Here is a 24,434-nt window from a genome sequence, read left to right on the forward strand (position 1 = left end):
CAACGACTTTGTCGTAGACCCGGCCGGAGCTGCCAAACTCCAGAAAATCGTCTGCCAGCCGCGCGGAGACGGCCTCTTTTGAACAGCGAATATCCGGTCTATGCAATTCCTGTTCGAGTTTCCGGAACAACTCAATATCAATCTTTTCCGACATCTTTGCTCTCGCAGAAGTCCCGTGTTTTGTTTGGTATGTTAGCCAACCTTTGCGACGCTGCAAAATTAGGATATTTGCTACAATCAATCTCTCACGACAAAATTCACGAGGCGATCGGGTACGACAATTTCTTTTTTTATCTGTCTGCCTTCTAGCAGGGCACTCACACGCGGATCATTCTTAACGGCACTCAGAAGAGCGGTGGTAGACAGACCCGGGGCGGCGAACACTTTGTGACGCAGCTTGCCATTGATTTGGACAACGTATTCCCGACGCTCATCCTCTGCCAAATCTTCGTCGAAAGACGGCCAAGGTGCATACGCAACAGAGGTCTTGTGACCCAGAATACACCATATTTCCTCGCAGATATGGGGCGCGAAGGGAGCGAGTAGCAGCACGAAGGTCTCCACTGCCGCTCGTGGCCTTCGCTTCAGCGCTATCAATGCGTTCGACATCTCCATCAACTTGGAGATCGCCGTGTTGAATCGCATCGCTTCGATATCCTCGCTGACTGCGCGGATGGTCTTGTGGGTCAAGCGCGCGATATCGGCCGTTGGCGGCGTGGCGCAGATCTGATCGTTCAGGCCATCCGCAGCGTTCGAGACCATGCGCCAGACCCGATGCAGGAAGCGGCTGACGCCCGCTACGCCTGACATCTGCCACGGCTTGGCCACGTCGAGAGGCCCCATGAACATTTCGTAGAGGCGCATGGCATCGGCGCCGTAGAGATCGATCACCTCGTCCGGATTGACAACATTGAACTTGGACTTGGACATCTTCTCGACCTGCTGGCTAACCAGCATGTCTCCCGCAAACCATTGGCCGTTGTGCTCGCTGACATCATCCGGACGATAATACTTCCCGGAGGCATCACGATAAGAGAAGGCCAATATCATGCCTTGGTTGAAGAGCTTCTGGAATGGTTCCTTGTTCGATACAACGCCGATATCGAAGAGTACCTTATGCCAGAAGCGGGCATAGAGCAGGTGCAGCACGGCATGCTCGGCACCCCCGACGTAAAGATCGACGGGCAGCCAGTATTTTTCCACCTCCGGATCGATCGGTGCCACGGCATTTTTGGGATCGGCAAAGCGCAGGTAATACCAGCAAGAGCCAGCCCATTGGGGCATTGTATTTGTTTCTCGCAGCGCGTTCAGGCCGGTCGCGGGATCGCTTGTGCGCACCCAATTCTCGGCTCGCGCCAGCGGCGGTTCACCGGTCTGCGTCGGTTTGTAGTCGTCCAGTTCCGGTGCCAGCAACGGCAAGGCGTCCTCTGGCAGCGGCACAATCGTGCCGTCCGCCCGGTGCAAGATTGGAAAGGGTTCACCCCAATAGCGTTGTCGCGAGAACAGCCAGTCACGCAGGCGGTATTGGGTTCGGCTTCGCCCAACGCCTCGCTCTTTGACCCATGCGATAGCGGCCCGCTTCGCCGCTGTCGCGTCGAAGCCGGTCCAGTCCCCCGAACTGATTAGGCGGCCCTCGCCCTCCCAAGCCTCCTCCTGAATGTTGATTGCTGACGGCGCAGCGATCACCTCTACGATTGGCAGGCCGAACGTGCGTGCGAACAAGTGGTCACGAATGTCATGGGCGGGTACCGCCATGATGGCGCCGGTGCCATAGCCCATTAGCACGTAATCAGCGATCCAGATTGGTATCGGCCGACCGGTTGCGGGATTTATGGCGTATGCGCCAGTGAATATACCGCTCTTGTCGCTCTCCTGCAATTTTTCGATATCGCTCAGCGCCGCTGTGCGGGTGAGATAGCCCTGGACCGCATCCCACTGCGCTGGGCTCGTGATTGCCGATACCATCGGATGCTCGGGCGACAGCACAAGGAAGGTCGCCCCCCAGATGGTCTCCGGTCGGGTCGTGTAGACGGTGAGGCGATCCCGGCGCGCTTCAATGGCAAAAGCAATCTCCGCCCCTTCGGAACGGCCAATCCAGTTGCGCTGCATGGTTTTAATACCCTCGGGCCATTCGAGGCCGTCCAAATCCTTAAGCAGCTGATCGGCGTAGTCCGTGATTCTGAGCATCCATTGGCGCATGAGGCGGCGCTCGCCCGGCTCGCCGGTCTCCACATATCTTCCGTCCTTCACTTCTTCATTCGCCAGGACCGTGCCCTGCGCTGGGCACCAGTTGACCGGCACCTCTGCCTGATAGGCAAGGCCATGTTCGTAGAGCTTGAGGAAGATCCATTGCGTCCAGCGGACGAAGTCGGGATCTGTGGTAGAGAATTCGCGGCTCCAGTCATAGGAAAAGCCCAGCCGCTGCACTTGGCTCTTGAAATTGGCGATATTGGTCTTGGTGGTAATTGCGGGGTGTACACCTGTGCGCACAGCATAACGTTCCGCCGGCAATCCATAGGCATCCCATCCCATCGGATGCAGTACGTTGAAACCCGCCATCCGCTTGTAGCGCGCGACGATATCGGTCGCGGTATAGCCTTCAGGGTGGCCGACATGCAGGCCCTCTCCCGATGGATACGGAAACATGTCGAGCACGTAATATTTCGGCTTGGAGCGGTCTTCTCCGGTTCGGAACACTGCATTAGTGTGCCAATAGTCCTGCCACTTGGGCTCGATACGCTTGGGATCGTAGGCCATGATTGTCTCTACCGGTTGATTTGGCCGAAGAGAGAGCAATAAAAAACCCGCCTCTCCGGCGGGTTATATATAAAAGCGCGCGCGCTAACCCACCTTCGTCAAGCGAAGGTGCTTAGGAGCAGGCTGTGGGCGGCGCTGTAATTCATGTCTAAACGACTGCCATGAATTTTATCGAATGTCCAGTTGTCGCAAATCTTCCGAGATTTGTTCGATATATTATCCCGACTTTTGCAGCGCTGCAAAATCAGGATTTATGCGACAACTTCGTTTCTCACGTTACGGATTGCGTACTATACGGCCCGTATCTGCTTCTTAGGCCGCCGCGCCGGGAGTGCCATCGATTCCTCATCAGCACCCTGGGGGCTGCCCCAGAACGCTTCCAGCGTTGGCGGATTGACCAAAAACCGATCTCGAAGCAGGAACTGAAAGATCTCGCGCACCCACACCCGCCGGCCCATCTGCGTATACCAGCGCATAGAATGTCGTTGTTCCCGGTCGGGGTGAAATAGCAGCCGCCCCAGCGCCTTAGGTCGCGCCTGGATCACCAGTTCGATCGCCTTCACGCAGAAGAATAGCATCCAAGGCCGGAAATGCGCCATTACCAGAACCTGATGTTTGTAATCCCACTTGCGTACGTCTGCCTGAATGACCCGTCTGTCTTTGGCGATACGGAAAAATGGCGTCCAACGGTGCGGTGTCACGTAAAGCGCCTGGATCTGGTCGGGATCGTAGGAAAGAAGCTGGCGAAAGCCGCGCCATAGATCCTTCAGCCGGTCTTCCTCGAAACCCACCACCCATGTCGCCATGGAAAGGATGCCGTGCTGGCGTAAAAGCTGGATAGCCTGTCGGTCCATAGCAGTGCCGCCGCCCTTGCGTATCAACGCCAACGTCGTCTCGTCGGTATTTTCCATGCCGATCAGCCAGCGGATCACACCCGCCCGGCGATAGAGATGCAGAATGTCCGCATCGCGGACGATATCGTCGGCGCGGGTGGAGCCCACGATTAGAACAGGCACGTTCTCGGCGATCATCGCATCGAGAAACGCCTTCCATGCCTTTTTTGATGAGGTCGGGTTTTCGTCGGCGAGGTTGATTAGTTCAACGCCATGTTCGCGGTGAAGTCTTCCGATTTCGCGAGCGAACAGCACCGGGTCGCGATGACACCAGCGGGTCCAAAAACCACGTTGACCGCAGTAATTGCACAGATGCGGACAGCCACGGGAAAACTGCATGACCACAGCCTTCTTGCCGCCCCAATAGCTGTAGCGATCATGATCGATCAGTTCCCAGCCCACACGAAAGCTGTCGAGATCGGCAACCGCCTGCGCCGGGGCTGTCGCCTTGGCCCGGCCGTCTTCGTCACGATAGGCAACACCGTTGACCCTGGAAAGCGGCCTTCCGGTCTCCAGAGCATCTATCAACACAACGCCGGTCATCTCCCCCTCGCCCCTCACGATCACATCAAATGCGTCGGTCTCGGAGAGCACGTCCTGCCAGTGATAGGTCGGAAACACACCGCCATAGATGACCAGTATTCTGTCGTCCACGGCCTTGATAGCCTCGGCGATGGCGAGCGCCGTCGGATGTGCCGAGGTTGAGCCGGAATGACCGATCAGCACCGCCTGCGGCGCAGCCGAAATGATATTCGATAGGATGGCAGTAACCGACATCGGCCCGAATTCCGCATCGATCAGCGACACATCATGGCCGGCATCAATCAAAGGTCCGCCGATGGCCAGAAGACCCAAAGGCGGCAGGTGATCATCCGGCACACGGCTACCGATCGCGGTATGCGGCGGATTGACGATGCAGATTTTCAAGTGCCCAGCCCCAGCGACAATCTTTTCGGAGACTAAGGACACATCTTATAAGAATTCATTTAAGTCCGGATAACACCTACAGAACAGAAGGCTGAGAGCTGGCTAAGCCAGAGTTCAAACCGTGCCTGCGGTTTGAGGGAGCCGCGAAGCATTCGAGATTCTATCAAATGCCGGTTTGGGCGGACTTAGACTTGTACACAGTCGCAAGTATCCCGACATTTGATCAATATGTTGTCCTGACTTCTGCAACGCTGCAAAATCAGGATAATTGCGATAGAGCGGCCAGGTGCTCTATCTCACTATTACACCACACGACCACAAAGCATGATTTCCAGCCTTTCGATACCATGGCTGCATACCGATGGTTGCCATCTCGAACGACAAGGCGTCGATGTTGCCATTCCACGATCAGCGGCGGCAATTGTTTCGCGTCGATTAGGTCAGCAGCGATATTATGAGTCCGCTCTTGCCAGACTTCTTCAGGGACCCGGTAGTCCATCACCGCCTCAGGCCCGCAGCTCCTTTCCAGCTTTGAAAGCTTAATCGAGAGGGGCCCGATCCAGTAACGTTTGTGGAGTAAGAGACCGTCCCCCACTCTTGAACATCCCCGGCCTCTGCGCTCGCTAGGCAACTTTGAAGATCAAACATGGCTCACCTAGCCAAAGGTCATAACACATTAAACGTCCTCAGGAATAAACCCTCCAGTTTGGCGTTTCCAGAGGCGGGAAAAAAGGCCATCTCGTTCAATAAGTTCGCCCGGCTTGCCTTCTTCGATGATGCGCCCTCGATCGAGCACCACGATACGGTCCATGCTAGCGATTGTCGAAAGACGATGGGCTATAGCGATGACCGTTTTTCCTTCCATCACCAGATTGAGCTTCTCCTGGATGGCAGCCTCAGACTCGCTGTCGAGAGCCGAAGTCGCCTCGTCGAGCACAAGGATTGGCGCATCCTTCAACAACACTCGGGCGACGGCGACACGCTGGCGCTGGCCGCCCGACAGTTTGATACCGCGATCGCCGACGAAGGCGTCATAGCCCTTGCGGCCTTCGGCGTCCGACAGATCGGCAATAAAGGCGTCGGCCGCTGCCATCTTCGCTACCTCCTCGACCTCTTGTTCGGTCGCCTCCGGCCGACCATAGCGGATATTGTCACCAACAGAACGATGCAGCAGCGCGACATCCTGCGCAACGACGCCGATAGCGCGCCTGAGACTTTGTTGGCTGACGGCACGGATATCCTGCCCGTCGATCAAGATCGTGCCCCTCTTGATATCGTAAAAACGCAAGAGCAGGTTTGCGAGCGTGGTCTTGCCCGCACCCGAGAGGCCGACGAGCCCGACCTTCTCGCCGGGGTGAACGGTCAACGTTAGGTTTTCGATGACAGGCTTGCCGGTCTTGTAGGCGAAGTAGACATTTTCGAAACGGATCTCGCCAGTCTCAACCTTGAGATCAGCAGCATCCGGGCGGTCTGTAATGGTGGGTGGAGTTGTCATCACCGGCATGGCGTCCTTGATCGTTCCGATCGCCTGGAAGATCTGCTGGCCCATCTGCAGGAACGTGAAGGTGTGGCCTGACAAACGAGTGAGGACATACACAGCGGCGGTGAATTCGCCGATTGTGACGAAACCTTCGACGAGTCCGGTGAAGCCGATCGACAGAATTGCCAACCAGTGCATCATGTTGAGGACAACGACGATGACTTCAGAGGTGCGGTAGATGCGCTGCTCGCTTTGTTGCGCATCGATGGCCTTGCCAATAATGCCGCGGATAGCGCCCGCCTCGCTGTCTTCAGCGGCGAACTGCTTCACCATCTGCATATTGGCGTAGACGTCAGTGATTGCGCCGGAAACCCGGCTGCGGCGCTTGGCGGCACGGCGCGAGCGCTCGGTGAAGACAGGCGCGAGCCTGACGGCGAGCAGGACGTTGAGCGTGATCCAGACAATGGTCGGCAGGGCGAGCTGCCAGGAGAGCGCGCTCAGGAGAATGACGGAGCCAGTCATCTGCATAACGAAGCGCGGGATGGAATGGAAAGCCGATATCACCTGCTGCTGAACGGCTGACGCCACCTGCTGCAGGCGCGAGGCGACCTGGCCGGCATAGAGATCGTGGAAGAAGGCCAGGTCCTGCCGCTCCACCGCCCTGTGGCCTTGCCATTGAATGGCGGCAGGCATGCCAATGCCGAGCGTATGCGAGTTCAGCGTATTGATGAGGAAGGAACCGATCGGAATGGCGGGGAAGAGCATCAAGCCGAGGAAAATCAACAGTGGCCGTTCATTGAACAGGAAAGCGCGAGCGCCTTGCTGCGTTACGCCATCAACGATGACCGAGAGCCCCCAAACGATCGTCAGATTCATCGCCTCGATCGCCATAGTGGCAAGGGCGACGGCGATCAGGATCCCGCGAAACATCGAGATGAAGTGCAGGAGAACGGCTACCGGCCCCTTGGATGGTAGCGGCCGATAGGGGATGTCGAGCGGGCGGATCAGGCTCTCGAAGGGGCGGTAAATCGCATCTGAAATAGACATGGCCGCTCGCATGAGATCGGGAGGGACGACCGGGAGAATATAGTGCCGTCTTCCGCAGTAGTCTCAATTTAACGTGGCAAAATGTCAGGAGTTGTGCGAACAGCCAGAAGCTGGGCAATCAGCAATCTCTCCTGCCCAAAAGCGATTACCTGTCTATGAGCGATCGCTTGTTTGAAATTGTGCCAGTTTAGGATGAGCTTTTGCTATAGCGGCGACGGCAATCAGACAAAGCAAACCGCCTATCGCAAGGGAAAAGCCGGGCGGAATAATTGCTGCCATCGCCCCAGCGCGAAAGTTTCCGATTTGCGGTGCGGCAACACCGACAATCTGCTCGGCAGCCAATACTCGGCCACGCATCGGTGGAGGACAAGAAAGCTGCACGATTGATCCGCGCGCCAACACCGCGATTGTGTCAGCTGCTCCTGCGACAACGAGACAGGCGAGTGTTATCCACCCAGATGTGGCGATCCCCGCCAGAGCCAAAGCCAGCCCCCATAGCAACGCACCTCCGAACTGAACTTTACCCTGCTGGAGATGTCGGGTGATGCCACCCGACAAGAAAGTCGCCGAAATCCCACCGATTGCGATAGCGGATAGGAACAAGCCAAGTGTTTCGGGAGCCCCGTCGAAGCGATCTTGATTCAGAGCGGGAAAGAGCGCTGTCGGCATAGCCAGAGTTGTCGCCGCGACATCGACCAGGAGCGCTCCTCGCAGCGCGGGATTGGTTCCGATCGCACTGAAACCTGCCGTTAGCCGCTTGATACCGGTTTCTCCGGTATTTAGGGGCGGTATGCGAGGCAGGTAAAGGAGGCCGCTGAATGCGAGCGTGAAAGCAGTAGCTTGTAAAGCGTACGATCCCGCGATGCCCCAGAAACCGGTGCCCAATCCAGCGATGGCAGGCCCAGATAACATCGCGGCCTGGAAACTAGCTTGAGACACGGCGATACCTGCCCCCACCTTGTCATGGGCTAATAGAATGGGGATGGTGGCCTTTCTTGCTGGGTTACCAATCGACGTAAAAGCTGTTTGTCCTGCGGCGAGAGCAAGCAGGATGGTTGGAGATTTCCAATCGGCCATCGCTTGCACCACGAGCGCCAGGGCGAAAATGATAGCCCCGCTGTTCGCCAGCAGTATCAACGCACGCCTTTCTCTCGTGTCCGCCAGCACTCCACCCCACAGTCCGAATACGATCATCGGAACGGCGAGCGTCAGGCCGACAACCCCTGTCATCAGTGGCGAGTGGGTCATTTCCCACATCTGATAGAGCACCGCGAAGGCCGTGAATTGATCGCCTAGTGTCTGAAAGGATGTGCCAATCCAAAATCGACGGAAAGCTCGATTGCCCGTCAGCGGGCTGAGGTCGATGAACCGTATCCCTATCATCTGGAACCGATATGTCGCATTCTATCCCCCCGTCGTGCCTTCAAGGATCTCTCGGCATTCCGTTAGTCTGTGGATCATAGGTGATCGCCTGGCTTTTGCAGCATTGCAAAAACAGGAATTTCGCGGCAGCGCATCCGCTTCGCGCCAATTGCAGTCATCAGCCGCTTTCGCTAGTTTCGCTTCAAGTTAGATGGTTGAGAACGCCTAATGTCAAAAGAACCTCCGGCTTGGCTTTTAATTGTGTTAGCTGGGATCGTTGGTCCGCTTCCGGGTGTCCTGTTTGTTTGTATTCCGATAATCTTGGACGGCGGAAACTTTGGCAGCCCTAGTTCAGGCCGATCACCCTCAACATTTCTTGCATTAGCTTATGGCTTTGGCTTGGTGCCTGCGTTTGGTGGTGGGGTACTGTTCGCGGTACTGCGGAAACATCTCGGTTCGGGGCTCCTCTGTGCTGCCTTGTGCGGATTTTTCTCTACAACTGCTTTTCTATGCTGGTTCTTTTGGAGCATCGGTGAAATTGCCGACACATTGAGAATGAGTCTTGGCCTCGGGTTGGTTGTGGGAGGCTTCTCCGGCTTTGTTATTCGATTGTTGATGCAGCCGTGGTTCTCGCCGAATCTGACCAGCAGAAGATAATCTGCACTCAGTCGCGCTGGACGCGTGGCTGTTACCGTATGGCGGGCGCCACCCGCAAGACGCTCGCGAATCCCGAGTTTTGCTCGACTTGATAGCCCTACTTCGGTAGCGCCGCGTAACAGGATTTTTGCGACGACCGGCCGTTAAACCTGCTCAATGGCAGTCTCTTGTTCAACCGGCAGGGCACGTAGTCCCGGCACTGGCGAAAGAAGGATAATCAGAAACTGGATTAAGAATCCTCCTGTTGCCAAGAATAGACATGCTGCAACGCCGAAATAGCCAGCAACTAGAGCGCCGAGCGCAGCCCCAAGCGGCCTTGAACCATAGGTGGCGGTCATTATCAGCGCCGAAACTCGACCAAGCATGACGTTTGGCGTAACCGCCTGACGCAGTGTCATCGTCGTGATGCTCCAGAGGATTGGCCCGACGCCGAACACGAAAAAACTGATACATACCAGCCAGAATGAAGGAAACCACAGCGTCAACAACATGAGGAAAGCCCCACAAAATCCTCCGAGCGGCCCCAGAACAATCATGGTTCCAACCGAAAAGCGCCGCGCGAGGATTGGCACGATCATGGCTCCTGCAATCATGCCGACACCATCAACTCCCAAGGCAATCCCTACCTGGGTCGCACTCATGCCGAGGTTCTGGACGGCGTAGGCAACAAAGACCGCCATCAAAATCACCCACGCGGTGTTAAAGAAGATCGCGGTGAACAGGATCGGAAGCAGGAATTTATGATGTGCAACAAATGTCGCTCCCGCCTTCACGTCTTGTAGCGGGTTGCTGAAGGGGCGTGATATCACATGGTCTTTTGGAATGCTTGCTAGATACAGCGCGGCCAGAATGGAAAGCACGGTTGCAAGCACATAGGCAGTAGAAGCGCCGGTCCAACCGACCAACGCACCGCCAAGAGCGGGGCCGGCGGCAAAAGCGGCGCTGCGCACCAATTCAAGCCAGCGGTTCGCATCGCCAAGTCGTGCACGGGGTACAATTGAAGGAATAATCGCAGGAGCGGCCACGCTGTAACAAACTGTCCCGACGGCAGGATCGCGAGTAGCGGCACATTCAGCAGCCCAAATGCCAGAAGCAGTACAATAACGATAAGAGAAAAACTGCGCAGGAACTCCGATCCCACCATCAATATTTTGCGCGAAGCCCGATCAACAGCAAGTCCGGCCGGAATGGACAGCAGCAAAAACGGAAGAGTTTGCGCCATTTGCAGCCAGCCGGTTTCAACCGGCCCCGCACCAAGCAACAAAACCGCCGCCAATGGAGCCGCTGCCAACGCTATCTGTTCGGAAAACTGTGCGAAGAGATTCGACCAGCCTATGCGTTTGAATGCGGAGGGTAGTGAAGCAGATTGGATGGAATTCATCATCGTTTGTCCTCATGTCCAGTACATGAGGACAGATGGCCTGATCTGCAGAGCCACAGGCCACCCGTTTCTTGCGACTAAAATTTTCTTTGTCGCAGAAATCCCGGCTTTTTCGCTCATCGGCACGATAGGTATTTCCGTAACGATCCTGACGAGCTAGATTTCAAACAAGACAAGGATAATAGACTCCCAGATCAGGCGAGGAGGCGATGCTCAAAACCGATACCCGGCAGGCGAACTGGCGACGAGCAAATCCCGCCAAATACGATGCTCACCTTGCCGTGCAACGCGCCATAAAGGCCGGCGAGCTGGAAAGGCAAACATGCGAAGTCTGCGGCGGCGAAGCGGTCGATGCCCATCACGATCAATATGATGAGCCTCTAAGGGTACGATGGCTTTGCCGAAAGCATCACACCCGGCTTCACCACTATGGCGAAGACATGTTTCCGATCAGGAGCTCGTGAAACCTGAAGCATCGGGTCTGTCCATGGTGGTGAGATTTTGCGGCTCTCCGATCTCTACGGCATGCCCATCAGGATCGTAGAACCGAAACACACGCTGCCCCCAGGCCTGCCGCTCGACTGGATGGATCAGCTCGACATGCGGCGCGATGCTCTCAAACGCGACATCCACATCATCATGCTCGAAATACAGCAGCAGATTTCGCCGCCCGTAGGCCTCGCTCGTCTCCGACCGTTCCCCCCAGACCGTCTGTTCCAGCGCCGTCCCCTCGTGGATCGCAAACCCCGTCTCGAACAGGACAAAATTTCCCGCATCCTCCCGCACCTTCAGGCCAAGCATCTTTTCATAGAATTTCCTGGACAGGCGGATATCGCGAACGAACGGGATCGGATTGATAAAACGCATGGAAGGCCGGTCACTCATGGCGTTTTCTCCGGCGCTGGCACGGTGATGGTGCATTTCTGGTCTTTACCGGCCTGCCTAGCCTTCTCTAGGCACGACGTAATCTCCCCGCCGCCGGCGTCGTAGAACTGGGCACCCCAGTTCATCTTCTTGACGATAACAGGATCGACGGAATTCATGATGGCGCTGGCCGCCTCGATGCGATCGCCACCCATGACGAGGGCAGCAACACGGCTGTCAGCCGAGAATGGCAGGAAGCGCGGCAAAAGCACAAGCAGGAACGCCCCGACGATGACGCCGATCCCGGCCGCCATCCACATCCGGAAATTCTGATCCTGCCGATGAAGGGCGCTTTGGGTGTGAGATGCGAGCACGTTGCCGGCGCGCTCGAGGTCGGACGCTCGCCGCTCGAGCTGCTGGACGGCGTTGCGAACCAGCCCCTCCCCACTGCGCTCGAGGACGCGGGCATAGTGCTCGGCGCCCTGCCGGAGAACCGGCGCCTGATGGATCGCCTGCAGATGCTCTCCGACAACGGTGAGCTGCTGAGTCATGCGGCCTAGCTCGGCACTGTAATCGACGGTCGCCCCCTGCCGCTCCAACTGATCGAAGGCAGACTCGACGCCCTTGCGGATCGTCGTCATCTCCCGGCCGAGATCGGCGGCCAGGTCCTCGACCGTGTCGCGTAAAGCCTCGAACGCGGCAGCAGGATCGCTGGCGTCATCTTGACGGAAGATTTCTGGCTCGCCGCCCTCTTGTCCCCAAACCTTGTCGTCACGATCATCGTTCGTCATGAGATGCCCTTCTATCGTTCAAGCCCCAGGCTCTGGCTGCGGCCCTGGGTCAGCTGCCGCTCCATCTCGTAGCTGATGGTCTGATCCCGACTGATATAGTTGATCCCCATCTCCTGGGCGCGATTGCGCAGGGTCGTTTCAAGCTGCGGGTCGCCGCCAAGCCTCTGGCTCATCCCGCGCATTTCCGCATCGACCTTACCCCGCGCTTCGTCATTGTTCCAACCCCGAAGCTCGTGCCGTTCGGAACGAAGCTCGTTCCAGCGCTCGATGAAGCGATCGGCCCGCACGTTCGGATCGGCCTGCAGGGCGCGTTCCCGGTCCATGCCGGCGACTAGCCGGCCGACACGCTCGCGCCCGGAAAGCTGCGTCATCGCCTTAGCGGTCTGCGGATCGTATTGCATGGCCGAACGAACCAGCGCATGCGATCCCGGCCGCACCTGGTCCATCTCGGCCGCCGCTGCGCGATAGGCCTGCTTCTGGGTATCAAGGACAGGCAAATCCTGGCTGAGCTGACGATCGACGGAACTATAGACCTGCGCATAGCGATCGACAGCCTGTTCAAAGCCCGACATCGACCGCACCCGCTCCGCCAACCTGTCGCGCTCGCCCCGATCTTCCTGAGACCGCCCGCTATCCCGCGCAGGCCGTTCGGCCTGCGTAGCGCTTCGACCGGGTTTCAGCTTCAGACCATCGAACATGCCGCGCCGGGGCGCACGCTCCACGCGCTCAGGATCGGCCTGCGAGGGGGTATGCTCCTCGTAAGCAGAACGCTCGCTGAGTGACCGATCCTGAACTGCCCCTGCTACCGAGACAGCAAGGGAGGGCACCTCGTGCCCTCTGATTGCGGCATCACCAAGATCGATCTCGCTACGGACGCCGATCGCCTCGGCAATGCCACGCCGCTCGGCAAAGTCCCTGGCATAGTCGAGCGTTGTTTCCTTCTGACCCGACCGGCTCAGTCGAGTTATCAACTGATCATAGGCAATCGATTGACCATCCATCACTTTCCATGCATTGCGATGCGTCTCTGTTCCATCGGGCAGGCGAACGGATTGAGAACCCTCATGGCGAAGGCCGATCGTCGCGCCAATCTCCGGCGATGCCTCGGCCATCGCCCGCCTCAGATCAACACCCCATGTCGTCGAGCGCTCGCCGTCGGCATTCTCCAGCGTCACGAAATAGCTGTCGCGATTGCCTTCCCTGTGCTCGTAGGGCGCAACCCCATGCTCCACCAACTGGCCGGCCCTCTTGTCAGTAAACTCTTGCCTGTCGGCATAGAGCTGCGCCCCATCCCGATGGCGGGTCATGGCGACGTAGGTCAGATGCCGATCCATCGTGCCCGACGCCAGCACGAAGGCACGATCGACCGTTGCGCCCTGGTTCTTATGGATCGTCGTCGCATAGCCGTGGTCAACACTTTGGTAAGAACCGAAGTCTACCCTGATCGAACCGGGCTCTTGCTCTCCCGGTTCAGCACGCCTGCCGTCGAGTGCGATATGTAGTGCCTTCGCCTCGACGGCGGTCACTGTCCCCAGCATCCCATTCTTGACGCCTAGATCCCGATCGTTTTCCAGAAACACGATCCGGTCGCCTTCGGCAAAATCGCGCTTTCCGTCATTGGTCTGATAGGTCAGCGCCCGAGGCCGCTCCTGGCCCCTGCCTTCCCCGATCGAAAGCTCATCACCGCCGGCACCACCAGACGCGACCCGCGCCAGCTCACCGCGTTCCTGAAGTCCCGAACGGATCGCATCATTGATGGCGCGAACATCGACGCGGCGATGCGCCATCGCAACACGACTGCCGTCCGGACGGTCCTCGCGATCGGCAAGATAATCGCGCACGATGGCCGCCCGCGCCGCGTCGCCGTCGGCGGCAAAGTGAACGTCGCCATGATCCCGATAGGCGGCCAAACCTTCGGCGGTCTTGTGGGTGGCAAACGACACCGACGCCTCCCGCTGCCAGCCCTCATGCTGCCGGCGGATTTCGGACAGTTCGGCATGGCCGATCCGCTCGGCAACCGCCCTGAACGGTGCGCCGGCACCAATCGCCTGCAGCTGCTCATGATCCCCGACGAGAACGATTTTCGCACCGCGCTTCTCGGCCTCGCCGATGAAGCCGGCGAGCTGTCGACTGCTGACCATGCCCGCCTCATCGATGACAAAAACATCGCCACGGCCGAGCTGGTTTCTTTCCCGCTCCCAACCCCGCGACCAGGAGGCCAGCGTCCGGCTCTCGATACCCGAACTCTCCTCAAGGCCTTCAGCTGCCTTGCCCGAAAGCGCCGCACCATGAACCCGATACCCCTGCGCTTCCCAGGCCTCACGCGCCGCCGCCAGCATGGTCGATTTGCCGGCACCGGCAAACCCGACCACCGCAGATATCCGCTCCGGCCCGGTCACATGCTCGATCGCCTGCCGCTGTTCGTTAGAAAGTCGTGCAGAACTGTCGCCGGAGCTTGTCCGGAATGCTGCATCCTGCTTTTCTATCGCCCGATCGACGTAATGTTGATTGACGCCATGGCTCCGCGCTCGCCGCAACATACTAGCGCTTCGGGCCATGGCCTCTTCTATCCCAACCATCTCCTTCGTCGAATATTTCGCAAGCTCGATCTCGCCCGTCTGCGGATCGATCCGCTCCGGCTGAAGCTCGGCCAATGCCGGCGATGCCATCACCGAGGCAAACGCATTCTGGAACGTCTGGGCGTCATCGTTGATGTAGCGATGAAGGGCACGAGCAACATCGCGCCGATCGAACACGCTCTTCTCCTGGGAGATGATCGTCAGAACCTGCTCCGGCTTTTCGCGGATCAAATCGGCATTCTTCTGAGCCGCTTCGCCATCCAGCCGCGCCCGCTCGACACCCATGCCCAGCCGCTGCATCTGGGTGGCATGAACCCCGACATGCTCGGTCGGCGAAAGTTCGAGCCCGCGCTCCTGATGCGAGCGATGATCGATCCGGATATCCAGCCCCTCGCGCTGAAGCTGGCTGTTCGCGATGCTCTCCCACGACTGCCGGATGTCGCGAAGCTGCATGTCCGTCGTCGCCATGCCGTTCGACAACAGCCGGGCGTTCTTGTGCTCAAGATAGGTCTTCTCACCAAGACCGCCCTCCCCCACCTGCCGCGTCGTCATCAGAACATGGGCATGGTAATTCCGAACATCGCCTTTCTCATGCGGCGCATGGATCGCGAAATCCACCGCTGCGCCATACCGATTGGCCAGATCCTGGGCAAACGTCCGCGTCGCCTCGATCCGCCCTTCGGCCGATAGTTCATGCGGAAGCCCGACTTCGAACTCGCGAGCGACACGGGCGTCTTTCCGCTTTTCCGCAAACTCGGCTGCATTCCACAAGGCCGAGCGATCCAAAGCCCATTCGGCCGAACCTGTGGCGCCGGCACCCGGCTCGGGAAGAACGATCTCGGTGTGCTGAACGCCCTCTTTGCGAGTGAAGTCATGCACCAGCCCGTCGCGCTCGTTCGTCAGCTTTACGGCGGAGCGATAAGCGGCAGACGCAACAGCGCTGCGACCGGATGACCGCGAAATCGGCTTTGCGCTGAGATGATAAATCGCCAAACGGCATCCTCCGATTGTCGTGGAGGATAACAAGCATTGACTTGCGCAGCAAGCCGTAAGTGCGCCCTTATGATCCTGTTCGCTACGCTCTCGAAATCATCGGTGTTCCGCTGCGGCTAACCTCATTGCGTCGAAGGAAATGCAGAAAATGGCTGATCGGATGGCGGTTTTCTGGCCAAAGAGGGTATCTTTACCGTGATCATCCGGCCTGCCTTCGCTATAGTGATCAGCAATCAGAACGAAAGGCGGCGGTAAATTGACTGAACGCACGTATGCGAAATCCGCGATCACCCACCTGAAGCAAGCTTTTTCGCGTCGGCTACCCTGGCAGCTGGCGATGATCGGAAACACGGATGAGCCGGTTCATCTGTCGGCGGAGACCGTCGGTGCTCTGACGCGTATCTTCGATCTCATGCCGGCGCTGTGTGGCGTGACGATCAAGACGGCAAGAGGCGATCTGTCGGTCAGCCGTGATTTTCCAAGTGAATCTATGGAGACGGTCGATGCCCTGATCGGCTCTGTATTCGAGAACGATCCTGGCATTACCGGCATCGTGTTCCCGGCGACCAGCACGCGGCCCGAACATGTGGCCACGGCTGATAACCCGCATTTTCTGCAAAGCGGAAAAGAGATCGCGGCGATTACCGCCTCTCATGAAGCCGGGGAAATTAGCAGCGAAGAAGCCATTCGCAGGATCAAGGACGTTTATTCAGAGGAGTAAGATTTTGGCGCGCAAAACAATTGAACAGCGGCTGGCGGAACTGGATGCTCAGCGGTCGGCGCTGAAATCACGATTGGGAAAACAGGAGCGAGCCAATGATACGCGGCGCAAGGTTCTGCTCGGCGCCCTGGTCCTCCATCGTCTCGAAAACGGCAAAGATCAATTTTCGAAAGAGCTGGAGGTCTGGTTGCGACGAGAACTACCCGGTTTCCTCACACGAGATAATGACCGATCGCTGTTTACTGACCTCTTGGAATCCGAGGGAGAATCCGACGCCCGGAAATCATAATTACGGTTATTTCGAAGGTTTCCTATGAGCGATTTTTGGCAGCGACGCATGAGCGCCACCATGGCCGTTTCGGTCATTTTCTATGCCAGCGTTTTTGGCGCAATCACATATTTTCTCTATATCACCGGGGCGCTCGAAGACCGCCTTTATATCGTCCGTCCGGTTTATATTGAACTGCCAGACGGTGGCCGTAGCCTGGACCCTTTGCGCAAGTTCTGGCTCCTCGGACTGACGCCATTCCTCCTTCTTCCGCTTCCGGCAATCCTGCTTTCCGGCATCTTATGGATTCTGGGTTTTGACATTTTCGCCAGGCGGAACATCACCAATCTGGCCGCCTATGGCACGGCGCGGTATGCGACGAATGCCGAGAAAAAGAACCTCTACGCCGGCCGCGATACGAGCCTGACGATAGGCAGTCGAGGCAATGGAAAGTCGCTCTTTTTTGATGGACCTGAGCACCTGCTGACCGTGGCGCCCACACGATCGGGGAAAGGCGTAAGCGTCATTATCCCGAACCTTCTCACCGTCAACAGGAGCGTTATCTGCATCGACCCCAAGGGCGAAATCGCCCAGATTACTGCCCGCCGGCGGACAACATTCGGCCCGGTTCACGTCCTTGATCCGTTCAATGTCAGCGGCAAACATAACTGCGCCTACAATCCGCTTTCGGGTCTCTCGGCCTACGATCAAAACTTCGTCGATGACGCCGCATCGATCGCCAGTGCCCTCATCGTTTCGGCCCCGAATGCTCGGGAGCTACATTTCGATGAAGCGGCCCGCGCCCTGGTGCGTGGCCTCATCATGGCGGTCGTGGCGTCCGAACCGAATGACCGCAGAAACCTGGTCACGCTGCGCGAATATCTCACCTATCCAGCCGAGCGGTTCGGCCTGCTTTTGAACAGCATGGCCCAGATGCTCGACGCCGATGGCGCGATCGCAGCGGCCGCCAATGTCTTCCTTGGCAAGAACCCGAAGGAAGCCGCTGCGATCCTGTCGACGGCGCAGGAGCAGACGAATTTTCTGGACAGCCCGCAGCTGCGGCCGACGTTGAAAAGCTCGGATGTGGATTTTGGCGGGCTCAAGAAACGGGTCAGTTCGGTCTTTATCGTTCTTCCGCAATCACGCCTGGAATCCCATGGCCGCTGGATCAGGTTGCTGATCACCTGCGCCATGCAGGATATCGAGCGCGATCGGAACAAGCCCCCTGCCCCCGTCCTGTTCGTCCTCGACGAGTTCGCGACGATCGGCGATCTGCCCGTGATCAAGACAGCCGTCGGCCTCATGGCCGGCTTCGGTCTGCAGATATGGGCCTTCCTGCAGAATTGGGGCCAGCTCGAAGAGCTTTACCAGCGCGGCGCCCATACATTCGCCGCCAATGCCGGCGTCTTCCAGGCGTTCAATATCAATGACGAGCTGACGGCCCGTTACGTCTCAGATCTCTCAGGAGATGCGACCGTGGCCGGACGGGAGGAACGCCGCCTGATTGGTGGTCCAAACCTCTACGAGACCCACCAGAGAAAGCTGCTGACGCCCGACGAGGCAATGCATATGAACGCGGACACCTTGTTCCTCAAGATCAAGGGTATTCGGCCGATCATCGCCGATAAGGTCGCGTACTATCGCGATCGGCAGTATCGCGGCCTGTTCGACGGCTCGGATTTCAACTGAGAGGAGATGATCCCAAGGCGCGGTTAGATCCGCGTGAAACGCACCTTGGCGCCATCCACCGTAGTGCCGCCAAGGCCTGCTGCCTTGAATTGGCGCGAATGTTCGGATGTCCGCCAGGAAGTACAGCGATCGACCAGAGCATTGGTTGTTGTTGCCTCTCCGTCCTCCTTACAGGCAAGCCTTCCGGAGATCCTCGACGCTGTAATCTTAGATATCATGCCTCCTATGCCGTTTTTGGCGCTTCCACACCTGCATCCGATATAGGATAATCGCTATTATATCGGCGCGGGTTATCCCTCCTCCAGCCCATGCAGATATAAACGCATGAACATGGCCGGCGCATGCATTTACTGGCTGCGCCCCTTGCCTATCGCCAGCCAGGTGCTTCTGAAAGAAGACAAGCGATGAAACGGACGGTCAAGGCCACAGCCCTGAGGCGATATACGCTGGCAGGCAGCGATCCCGGTAGACCGTGGCAGCTGATGATGACAGGCAGTGGAGCCGCAGATATCAGCCCAGGCACACGGGAAGCTTTGGCCACCATACTCGATCTATTGCCGGAACTACCTGGCCTCAGCCTCCATACACAAGATGGCAGCGTTCAAGTGTCGCGCGACTTTTCCGGGGACTACGTCAGGCACATCGACAAGACGATTGCCGGCATTTTCAAGAAAGATCTTGCCATCGAGGCCATCGAATTCCCCGGACACATGGCCACCCGTGAGGATCCGCATATCTTGTCGTCTGGAAAATCGTTGCGGGAGATCATGTCGAAGTTGAAGAGTGGAGAGATATCCAGGGATGTGATGCGCGATATGCTTTCGACCCTGTTCACCCAGAAGCGGGGCGATCGATGAACGACAATCATCCTGAGGGTAAACAGTCGGAAATCCAGATGAACTCCAACGGCGAAAAGCTGACGGTCATCTTCACCAACCAGGCCGATGTCGATCTGATCGAGACTGCGGCCCGGCTGCTGCGTGCCAAACCCTCTCTTGCCTCGATCAAGATGCAGGATGCGAGCGGCGGCACCATCAGGGCTTATCGGGGTGCGGCGCCAGAAGAGTTTTCTGCGCTTTAAATGAGACGGAAAAGAAACCCACCCGTTAAGGGTGGGCCAAGTCGGTGCCTAGTCTGGATAGGAATGCTTCCCCAAGCCGGACGTCAAAGCGGGAAGCCATACGCGAATGTCCAACGCGCCGTCCGGCGTACTTGCCGTGTTAGGCTTACATAGGGAAATGATGATGAATTTCCAATGGGGGCCATTTTCGCCACCAGCCAGTCGCCAGGAGGAAAATATCGATACGCAAGGATTTCTTATGAACGAGCTGCGCAGCACGCCGCGAACACGGGCGCTGAAAGGCGCGAAAATTGTTTATGCTGGCGGTTCGGTCACACGCAACTGCATGGTTAGGAACATCTCGGGGTCGGTTCCGGCTGAGGGCGAAATGACACCCTAGCGAGCGATGACCGGTTTTTGCCCAAACCGGTCATCAGGGCATCGTTCAAATTGACAATCAGTTAGCGACGTAAGATCTAACAATGGCATGACCGATGATAAACATTGCGCTCGGGATAATCCTCATCCCTAGATAGAGCACGTCTGTTTTTGTGAACGCGCTGAGGCTAGCCCGGTTCTCAATGAAGGGTTTCATCACCCAGAACACGTAGAGGATGACTGCCAAATCGATTATCAGCGCGACATTGCCGTAGGTGATCATACTTTCCACTCACACCATTGCATGCCAGCAACAATCCCTGCCATTGGTTAAAAAATAGCAGGGACGACAAAGTCTACAACCGTGACCGCTTCTGGCGCAAACCCGTCGTAACAACTGGCCTATAGTTCATTTGGGACAGCCGTCGTCCCATGAAAATCATGGCTTTTCAGATCCTAAATTCTAAAGGGTTCAATTGGGACATCAGCCCGGGCGCTTACAGTGTCATTCCGCCCCGTGCCGGAACCGACCCCATCTCTGCCGGCGGCGCAAAGATCGTCATGGAAACCACCATGGGGATTCCGGATGAATTCCTGCTTTTCTTTGAAGACGGCACTCGACAAACTTGTACCGTTCGCTGGCGAAAACTAGGCGAACTCGGCGTGCAGTTCGGTGAAATCGCCTTATAGGCAGGCCATTAGCGAGGCTCCGGCGAGCGGCGTCACGAGAGCATCATGGGTTGATAGCCTGGACGACAAACCAGATCGGCACACCCGCAGTCACCAGCGTCGCAGCGAAAATGCCAGCGATTTTTAAAAGATAAGCACGTCGTGCTTTCCGTTCATCCCACTCGTATACCATGACTCATACCCCTGATTCTGAAAACCAATCAGAGGAAGTTCAAGCCGTCGAGGGCGGTAAGGGATTTTACAATTTGTTTGCCATATCTGCCGCCCGCCTACGACACTAGACGAGTGGTGCTCATTAAGCCGCAACATCTGGAAGTGCTATTTTTTGCGGCTGAGCGGCCGATCACCGCTGGCAAGCTCGCCGATTATTCCGATCCGGAGTTCAGAGGGGTATTTGATCCAGTATGAGGACCAAAGACTGAAATCTTGCTCGAATTATTGAAAGTCCAATCATTCGGGCGACGGTGACGAACTCTGCTTGCCGACGCCACGTTCAGCTTCTAGCCGCGCGAGCTCTCGCTCGATCGCGCCACGAATGAAAGCGGAGATCTGGTAGTTGCCAACCAAAGCTTCGATACGATCTCTCGTCTCCGATGAAAGGCGGATCTTTATATCTTTAAAATTGAGCGGTGGTCGTCCCATGAATCGATTGAATAGTTGCCTTAATCGGGTTTGTCAAAATCGTCATGCTTAAATAGATGGCGTCATTTATTGACTGAATAAATGGCGTCGTTTACTGTTCTTTTGTTAGCGGCTGGGTCTCGTGTTTGCACCACGCTCCCCAGCCTGACCACAATCTAGCTTGTTGGAGCTTGAATCATGGCTGATTTCGAGAATAGCAGAATAATGCCTATAATCACCCGCCGTAATCTGCTTGCGGGCACAACAACCTCTACGGTGGTGGCAGTTGCCGCACAGGCCTTTGGCAGCATCACCGCTATTCGACCCACTGGAGCTGAAATTGATCCGGCCGTGTTGCGCTGGCGCGAGTGGAGGGACGCGCACGACCTGTATGTCGAAGCGAACCGGGCGCTACTAGATCGTGAAAGCGAATTGTACCGGACAACGGCATGGCCGACTGTCGAAATTAAGCGCTCGAACTTACAGGGGGGCGGATTTTCGATCGGGAACAATCAAGATCTAGATCATTATATAGCGAAGGGATGGATCGGCGCCGAAGCTCGTTCAGAGATTGAAACCAAACTGGCTGCAATGCGTGCAGAATGGGATCAAGCTACTAGGCGGTCAGGCTATCGTCTGGCCGAGCGTACGGAAAAGCACGCGTGGAATAAGCGTTATAAACTGGCTGTAAATCTTGCAAACACACCAGCCTTGTCGCTCGCGGGCGCAACCGCAAAATTGCACTCGATCCTCGAAATGAAAATTCCGGTCAATCGACGGCATCCAAAATGGCAGCCTTCTGACCCAGAGTTTCGGAAATCATTCGTGTCTCCCGAACTCGACATGCTTCTCGCAGACCTGAAGCGCATCGGGGGACTTAACCATGGTTGACGCTCCGATGTCCCTGATCAGCCGCCGTACCCTGCTTTCCGCGGCCGCCGCATCGATCACCGCTTCGAATGCTCAAGTCGCAAACAGCGGGTCTCGACCTATGCTGGAAGGCAACCATACTGAGCCAGTCCTTGCGCTCTGGGAGGAATGGTTTGCGACCCACAAACACTGTGATGAATTATGCCGGCAGCAACAACGACTGGAAACAACACTGTTCCAAATTGTCCGCCATCTGCCTGAAGACGAGCGGGAAGAGATTTGGGAGGCAGCAGACGAGGAGCTTGGCTACAGCCGTGCACAGCAGGCTGAAGCAGAAACCATGGACAGGGAGCAATCCTTGGTGAAAGCCCTTTGGGACACCCCTGCCCGATCTGTTGTCGGCATAATCGCAAAGCTGCATTCGGTCGTCGAAACGGAAGACCCCGGCGACTCTTTGAAAGAAACTCCGTGGCCAGAATTACGATCTATCCTGACCGATCTGGTGCGGCTCAACGAGAGGGGACACACAATCTGAACTGCGGTCCCGGCGCTGAGCGCCGGGGCATTGCCATAAGAAGCCCTCCGGTTCTCTACAGCCCAATTTGGATAAGAGCGTTCACCTCCGGGCTTGTGCGGCCCCTGCCGCACAATCAGGCAATAGCCTGTAAGCCCTTATTTCGGACAACAGTCAACAAGCGGAGCGGTGGGCCGCTTGGTCGCTTCACACCGCGTTCCCAATCAGAAACGAGCCCCTTGCTGACGTTGGAATAGCGGGCAAAACGGGCTGAAATGCTTTCACGTTCACGGATAGTGCGAATTTCTTCCAGAATCAGAGAGGCCACGGTAGTCAGGCAGCCTTCATCAAATTCGCGCATCGTCTTTTTATCGATTGCTCCGGATTCATAGAATCCTTCAATCATCTCGTGGATGGCTGCCAATGCCTCACTCTTGTAGGTTTTACTCATCGCATTTCACCTCTAACATACGCCCCGCAGCGATCTCCGCGTCTATCTGCTCATCTGAAAATCCTAGAACTAGCTTCGCGGCCTTTTTCAGATAAGCCTCATCGGCATCATCAAGATTTGCCATGTTGCTCTTGGCAAAGCCAAATGCAAAAACAGCCCTCTGCTGCGTTCGGAAGAAAACCAGTGTCCGGAATCCGCCAGACTTCCCAGCGGCGGTGGGCCGAGTGACGCGCTGCTTAATAAGGCCAACCCCTAAATCGGCATCGACCTGGCCGCGTTCGGCGCGCGCTACAGCCTCACAAAGCATCGCGTCAGAGATTTTCTCTTTCCTGGCAAACTTCTGAAACCAACTTTTAAAAAACTCTCACGAGATTTCTACACTTTAAATATAACGCCGAGCGTTACACTTTAAGAGCGTCAGTTCGCACCATTCCTAAGAGCAGCGACTGCGCGCTCGATGGTCTCAGCCAACGTGATCTCATGCTTATCCGCGTAGTTGTAAATCGCCTCGATCGTATCTGCGCGAAGGCGTGTCGCGAATTGTTCTGTACAACCTGTTTTTCGACGTGTCGTTCAGATTTCCAAAATCGAGGGTCGCGCGCTTCTTGTCTTCGCTACTCATGCACCCTCTCCTTTCAAAACGTTTATAACCGCTTGGGCAAATTCGAGACCTTTTTCCTTGGCACTCTTCAGTCCCGACACATCGGATCGTTCCAGATCGTGCAGTATTCCGCCAAGAGAAAACAGCGCTCGATACGCAGCGCGGTCAATCAGAGTTGCAGGTAAAATTGGTATGGCCGGGTCGGAAAACTGTCGATCGATATCGCGAGCGGTCCGCTCGCGAATAGCTGCGGGACGCGCGTGAAGAAGACACTGTAAGGAATCTCACGATTGGCAATCTTCCGCATCTGGTGAACCAGCTTCACGGACTTAGCCGCCTCTGACGCGTCAAGAACCGAGCTTTGAAGCGGGATTTAAATGAGATCCGAGCGGGCAACTGCAGAACCAGTTCGGTCGGTCGCCGTACCTTCCAGGTCGACCATGACAAATTCAGCATTTGCCCGGGCCTCCTGGATGGTATCGATGATGGTCTCACCGGAATCATCAATCATAAGCCGGACGGTCTCCGGCGTGCCCTTCAGGCGGGCCCAGGCTTCAAGCGGGCGGTTGGGGTCGGCGTCGATCAAGGCCACCTTCCGGCCAGCCGCAGCGAACTCGCCTGCAAGCACGACGGCAGATGTTGTTTTGCCGACTCTGCCCTTGTTCGACACGAATGAAATGACTGGCATGCTGTTCGATCCCTGGCGAGCGGAGGAATGCGTGCAGGCGCACACAATGTCCCTGAGATTCCTTAGCTGTCTTGCCGGGGACGAGCGCTTCCGCCGGATATCGGTAGGTCAATTCTTACAACGAGAACCTGCTGCGGTTGACGATCTCCATC

23 protein-coding genes and 1 pseudogene are annotated in these 24,434 nt (G+C 56.9%); 12 read left to right on the plus strand and 12 right to left on the minus strand.

What is annotated here, in order from left to right; genetic code table 11:
- Positions 1-237: 237 nt before the first annotated feature.
- The 5 genes from leuS to AC2GXZ_RS31115 form a co-directional block, all read right to left on the minus strand.
- On the minus strand, positions 238-2,757 hold the full coding sequence (gene leuS, locus AC2GXZ_RS31095; protein WP_483763120.1) for a leucine--tRNA ligase: 2,520 nt from the start codon (positions 2,755-2,757) through the stop codon (positions 238-240).
- A 290-nt stretch (positions 2,758-3,047) separates the two neighbouring features.
- On the minus strand, positions 3,048-4,577 hold the full coding sequence (bchE, locus tag AC2GXZ_RS31100; protein ID WP_483763121.1) for a magnesium-protoporphyrin IX monomethyl ester anaerobic oxidative cyclase: 1,530 nt from the start codon (positions 4,575-4,577) through the stop codon (positions 3,048-3,050).
- 259 nt (positions 4,578-4,836) lie between these two features.
- The gene (locus tag AC2GXZ_RS31105; protein ID WP_483763122.1) at positions 4,837-5,076 is read right to left on the minus strand and encodes a ParB N-terminal domain-containing protein; all 240 of its coding nucleotides are present in this window, start codon (positions 5,074-5,076) and stop codon (positions 4,837-4,839) included.
- Positions 5,077-5,253: 177 nt separating this feature from the next.
- Positions 5,254-7,104: an ABC transporter ATP-binding protein gene (locus AC2GXZ_RS31110; RefSeq protein ID WP_483763123.1), complete on the minus strand. Its 1,851-nt coding sequence runs from the start codon at positions 7,102-7,104 to the stop codon at positions 5,254-5,256.
- A gap of 153 nt (positions 7,105-7,257) precedes the next feature.
- Positions 7,258-8,487 carry an MFS transporter gene (locus tag AC2GXZ_RS31115; RefSeq protein WP_483763124.1) on the minus strand — a complete coding sequence of 410 codons (1,230 nt, stop codon included), beginning with the start codon at positions 8,485-8,487 and terminating at the stop codon, positions 7,258-7,260.
- A 207-nt stretch (positions 8,488-8,694) separates the two neighbouring features.
- On the opposite strand from AC2GXZ_RS31115, the gene AC2GXZ_RS31120 reads away from it, so the two are divergent.
- The gene (locus tag AC2GXZ_RS31120) at positions 8,695-9,123 is read left to right on the plus strand and encodes a hypothetical protein (RefSeq protein ID WP_483763125.1); all 429 of its coding nucleotides are present in this window, start codon (positions 8,695-8,697) and stop codon (positions 9,121-9,123) included.
- 143 nt (positions 9,124-9,266) lie between these two features.
- Here the strand turns inward: AC2GXZ_RS31120 and AC2GXZ_RS31125 are convergent, their stop codons facing one another.
- Entirely contained in the window at positions 9,267-10,148 is an 882-nt protein-coding gene (locus AC2GXZ_RS31125) for an MFS transporter (protein ID WP_483763126.1), read from the minus strand.
- A gap of 162 nt (positions 10,149-10,310) precedes the next feature.
- On the opposite strand from AC2GXZ_RS31125, the gene AC2GXZ_RS31130 reads away from it, so the two are divergent.
- Positions 10,311-10,664, plus strand: coding sequence for a hypothetical protein (locus tag AC2GXZ_RS31130; RefSeq protein ID WP_483763127.1), 354 nt, complete (start codon positions 10,311-10,313; stop codon positions 10,662-10,664).
- A gap of 49 nt (positions 10,665-10,713) precedes the next feature.
- Entirely contained in the window at positions 10,714-10,968 is a 255-nt protein-coding gene (locus AC2GXZ_RS31135) for a hypothetical protein (RefSeq protein ID WP_483763128.1), read from the plus strand.
- Here AC2GXZ_RS31135 and AC2GXZ_RS31140 read toward each other — a convergent pair.
- From AC2GXZ_RS31140 to traA, 3 genes are read right to left on the minus strand one after another with little or no spacing between them, the layout of a single operon-like run.
- Entirely contained in the window at positions 10,955-11,371 is a 417-nt protein-coding gene (locus AC2GXZ_RS31140; RefSeq protein ID WP_483763154.1) for a VOC family protein, read from the minus strand. The two genes, AC2GXZ_RS31135 and AC2GXZ_RS31140, sit on opposite strands and share 14 nt — an antisense overlap.
- A gap of 14 nt (positions 11,372-11,385) precedes the next feature.
- Positions 11,386-12,159, minus strand: a complete 774-nt coding sequence (locus tag AC2GXZ_RS31145; protein WP_483763129.1) for a DUF6118 family protein — start codon at positions 12,157-12,159, stop codon at positions 11,386-11,388.
- Positions 12,160-12,170: 11 nt separating this feature from the next.
- Positions 12,171-15,731, minus strand: coding sequence for a Ti-type conjugative transfer relaxase TraA (traA, locus tag AC2GXZ_RS31150; RefSeq protein ID WP_483763130.1), 3,561 nt, complete (start codon positions 15,729-15,731; stop codon positions 12,171-12,173).
- 256 nt (positions 15,732-15,987) lie between these two features.
- On the opposite strand from traA, the gene AC2GXZ_RS31155 reads away from it, so the two are divergent.
- The 9 genes from AC2GXZ_RS31155 to AC2GXZ_RS31195 all read left to right on the plus strand — a co-directional run bounded on the left by AC2GXZ_RS31155 (position 15,988) and on the right by AC2GXZ_RS31195 (position 22,563).
- Positions 15,988-16,452, plus strand: coding sequence for a hypothetical protein (locus AC2GXZ_RS31155; RefSeq protein ID WP_483763131.1), 465 nt, complete (start codon positions 15,988-15,990; stop codon positions 16,450-16,452).
- Positions 16,453-16,456: 4 nt separating this feature from the next.
- Complete coding sequence (locus tag AC2GXZ_RS31160) at positions 16,457-16,741, plus strand: mobilization protein (RefSeq protein ID WP_483763132.1); 285 nt, start codon at positions 16,457-16,459, stop codon at positions 16,739-16,741.
- Between the two features lie 24 nt (positions 16,742-16,765).
- A complete protein-coding gene (locus tag AC2GXZ_RS31165; protein WP_483763133.1) occupies positions 16,766-18,409 on the plus strand; it encodes a type IV secretory system conjugative DNA transfer family protein in 1,644 nt (547 codons plus the stop codon).
- A 404-nt stretch (positions 18,410-18,813) separates the two neighbouring features.
- Positions 18,814-19,266: a hypothetical protein gene (locus AC2GXZ_RS31170; RefSeq protein ID WP_483763134.1), complete on the plus strand. Its 453-nt coding sequence runs from the start codon at positions 18,814-18,816 to the stop codon at positions 19,264-19,266.
- Entirely contained in the window at positions 19,263-19,490 is a 228-nt protein-coding gene (locus AC2GXZ_RS31175) for a hypothetical protein (protein WP_483763135.1), read from the plus strand. Before AC2GXZ_RS31170 ends, AC2GXZ_RS31175 begins: the two co-directional genes overlap by 4 nt.
- A gap of 106 nt (positions 19,491-19,596) precedes the next feature.
- On the plus strand, positions 19,597-19,869 hold the full coding sequence (locus AC2GXZ_RS31180; protein WP_483763136.1) for a hypothetical protein: 273 nt from the start codon (positions 19,597-19,599) through the stop codon (positions 19,867-19,869).
- Between the two features lie 410 nt (positions 19,870-20,279).
- Positions 20,280-20,537, plus strand: a complete 258-nt coding sequence (locus AC2GXZ_RS31185; protein WP_483763137.1) for a hypothetical protein — start codon at positions 20,280-20,282, stop codon at positions 20,535-20,537.
- 819 nt (positions 20,538-21,356) lie between these two features.
- Positions 21,357-22,049 carry a hypothetical protein gene (locus AC2GXZ_RS31190; protein ID WP_483763138.1) on the plus strand — a complete coding sequence of 231 codons (693 nt, stop codon included), beginning with the start codon at positions 21,357-21,359 and terminating at the stop codon, positions 22,047-22,049.
- The gene (locus AC2GXZ_RS31195) at positions 22,042-22,563 is read left to right on the plus strand and encodes a hypothetical protein (RefSeq protein ID WP_483763139.1); all 522 of its coding nucleotides are present in this window, start codon (positions 22,042-22,044) and stop codon (positions 22,561-22,563) included. Before AC2GXZ_RS31190 ends, AC2GXZ_RS31195 begins: the two co-directional genes overlap by 8 nt.
- A 115-nt stretch (positions 22,564-22,678) precedes the next feature.
- Here AC2GXZ_RS31195 and AC2GXZ_RS31200 read toward each other — a convergent pair whose 3' ends face one another.
- From AC2GXZ_RS31200 to AC2GXZ_RS31210, 3 genes and pseudogenes are all read right to left on the minus strand, one after another.
- Positions 22,679-22,993, minus strand: coding sequence for a helix-turn-helix domain-containing protein (locus tag AC2GXZ_RS31200; protein ID WP_483763140.1), 315 nt, complete (start codon positions 22,991-22,993; stop codon positions 22,679-22,681).
- Positions 22,986-23,339, minus strand: a pseudogene (locus AC2GXZ_RS31205) (type II toxin-antitoxin system RelE/ParE family toxin); the annotation flags it as partial. The gene AC2GXZ_RS31200 and the pseudogene AC2GXZ_RS31205, both read right to left, overlap by 8 nt.
- A 628-nt stretch (positions 23,340-23,967) precedes the next feature.
- Positions 23,968-24,282 (minus strand): nucleotide-binding protein, encoded by a 315-nt coding sequence (locus AC2GXZ_RS31210; RefSeq protein WP_483763141.1) that lies wholly within the window; start codon positions 24,280-24,282, stop codon positions 23,968-23,970.
- Positions 24,283-24,434: the final 152 nt, after the last annotated feature.

The sequence above is a fragment of the Aliirhizobium sp. YIM B11859 genome, assembly GCF_057163345.1.

Bases quoted from the DNA above. Each gene is read 5' to 3' on its own strand.
- AC2GXZ_RS31110 (WP_483763123.1), bottom strand. From the start codon at position 7,104: ATGTCTATTTCAGATGCGATTTACCGCCCCTTCGAGAGCCTGATCCGC.
- AC2GXZ_RS31165 (WP_483763133.1), top strand. From the start codon at position 16,766: ATGAGCGATTTTTGGCAGCGACGCATGAGCGCCACCATGGCCGTTTCG.
- AC2GXZ_RS31195 (WP_483763139.1), top strand. From the start codon at position 22,042: ATGGTTGACGCTCCGATGTCCCTGATCAGCCGCCGTACCCTGCTTTCC.
- AC2GXZ_RS31105 (WP_483763122.1), bottom strand. From the start codon at position 5,076: ATGGACTACCGGGTCCCTGAAGAAGTCTGGCAAGAGCGGACTCATAAT.
- AC2GXZ_RS31175 (WP_483763135.1), top strand. From the start codon at position 19,263: ATGAACGACAATCATCCTGAGGGTAAACAGTCGGAAATCCAGATGAAC.
- leuS (WP_483763120.1), bottom strand. From the start codon at position 2,757: ATGGCCTACGATCCCAAGCGTATCGAGCCCAAGTGGCAGGACTATTGG.
- AC2GXZ_RS31170 (WP_483763134.1), top strand. From the start codon at position 18,814: ATGAAACGGACGGTCAAGGCCACAGCCCTGAGGCGATATACGCTGGCA.
- AC2GXZ_RS31140 (WP_483763154.1), bottom strand. From the start codon at position 11,371: ATGCGTTTTATCAATCCGATCCCGTTCGTTCGCGATATCCGCCTGTCC.
- AC2GXZ_RS31210 (WP_483763141.1), bottom strand. From the start codon at position 24,282: ATGCCAGTCATTTCATTCGTGTCGAACAAGGGCAGAGTCGGCAAAACA.
- AC2GXZ_RS31145 (WP_483763129.1), bottom strand. From the start codon at position 12,159: ATGACGAACGATGATCGTGACGACAAGGTTTGGGGACAAGAGGGCGGC.
- AC2GXZ_RS31130 (WP_483763127.1), top strand. From the start codon at position 10,311: ATGGACAGCAGCAAAAACGGAAGAGTTTGCGCCATTTGCAGCCAGCCG.
- AC2GXZ_RS31190 (WP_483763138.1), top strand. From the start codon at position 21,357: ATGGCTGATTTCGAGAATAGCAGAATAATGCCTATAATCACCCGCCGT.
- AC2GXZ_RS31200 (WP_483763140.1), bottom strand. From the start codon at position 22,993: ATGAGTAAAACCTACAAGAGTGAGGCATTGGCAGCCATCCACGAGATG.
- AC2GXZ_RS31180 (WP_483763136.1), top strand. From the start codon at position 19,597: ATGTCCAACGCGCCGTCCGGCGTACTTGCCGTGTTAGGCTTACATAGG.
- AC2GXZ_RS31135 (WP_483763128.1), top strand. From the start codon at position 10,714: ATGCTCAAAACCGATACCCGGCAGGCGAACTGGCGACGAGCAAATCCC.
- AC2GXZ_RS31115 (WP_483763124.1), bottom strand. From the start codon at position 8,487: ATGATAGGGATACGGTTCATCGACCTCAGCCCGCTGACGGGCAATCGA.
- AC2GXZ_RS31120 (WP_483763125.1), top strand. From the start codon at position 8,695: ATGTCAAAAGAACCTCCGGCTTGGCTTTTAATTGTGTTAGCTGGGATC.
- AC2GXZ_RS31185 (WP_483763137.1), top strand. From the start codon at position 20,280: ATGAAAATCATGGCTTTTCAGATCCTAAATTCTAAAGGGTTCAATTGG.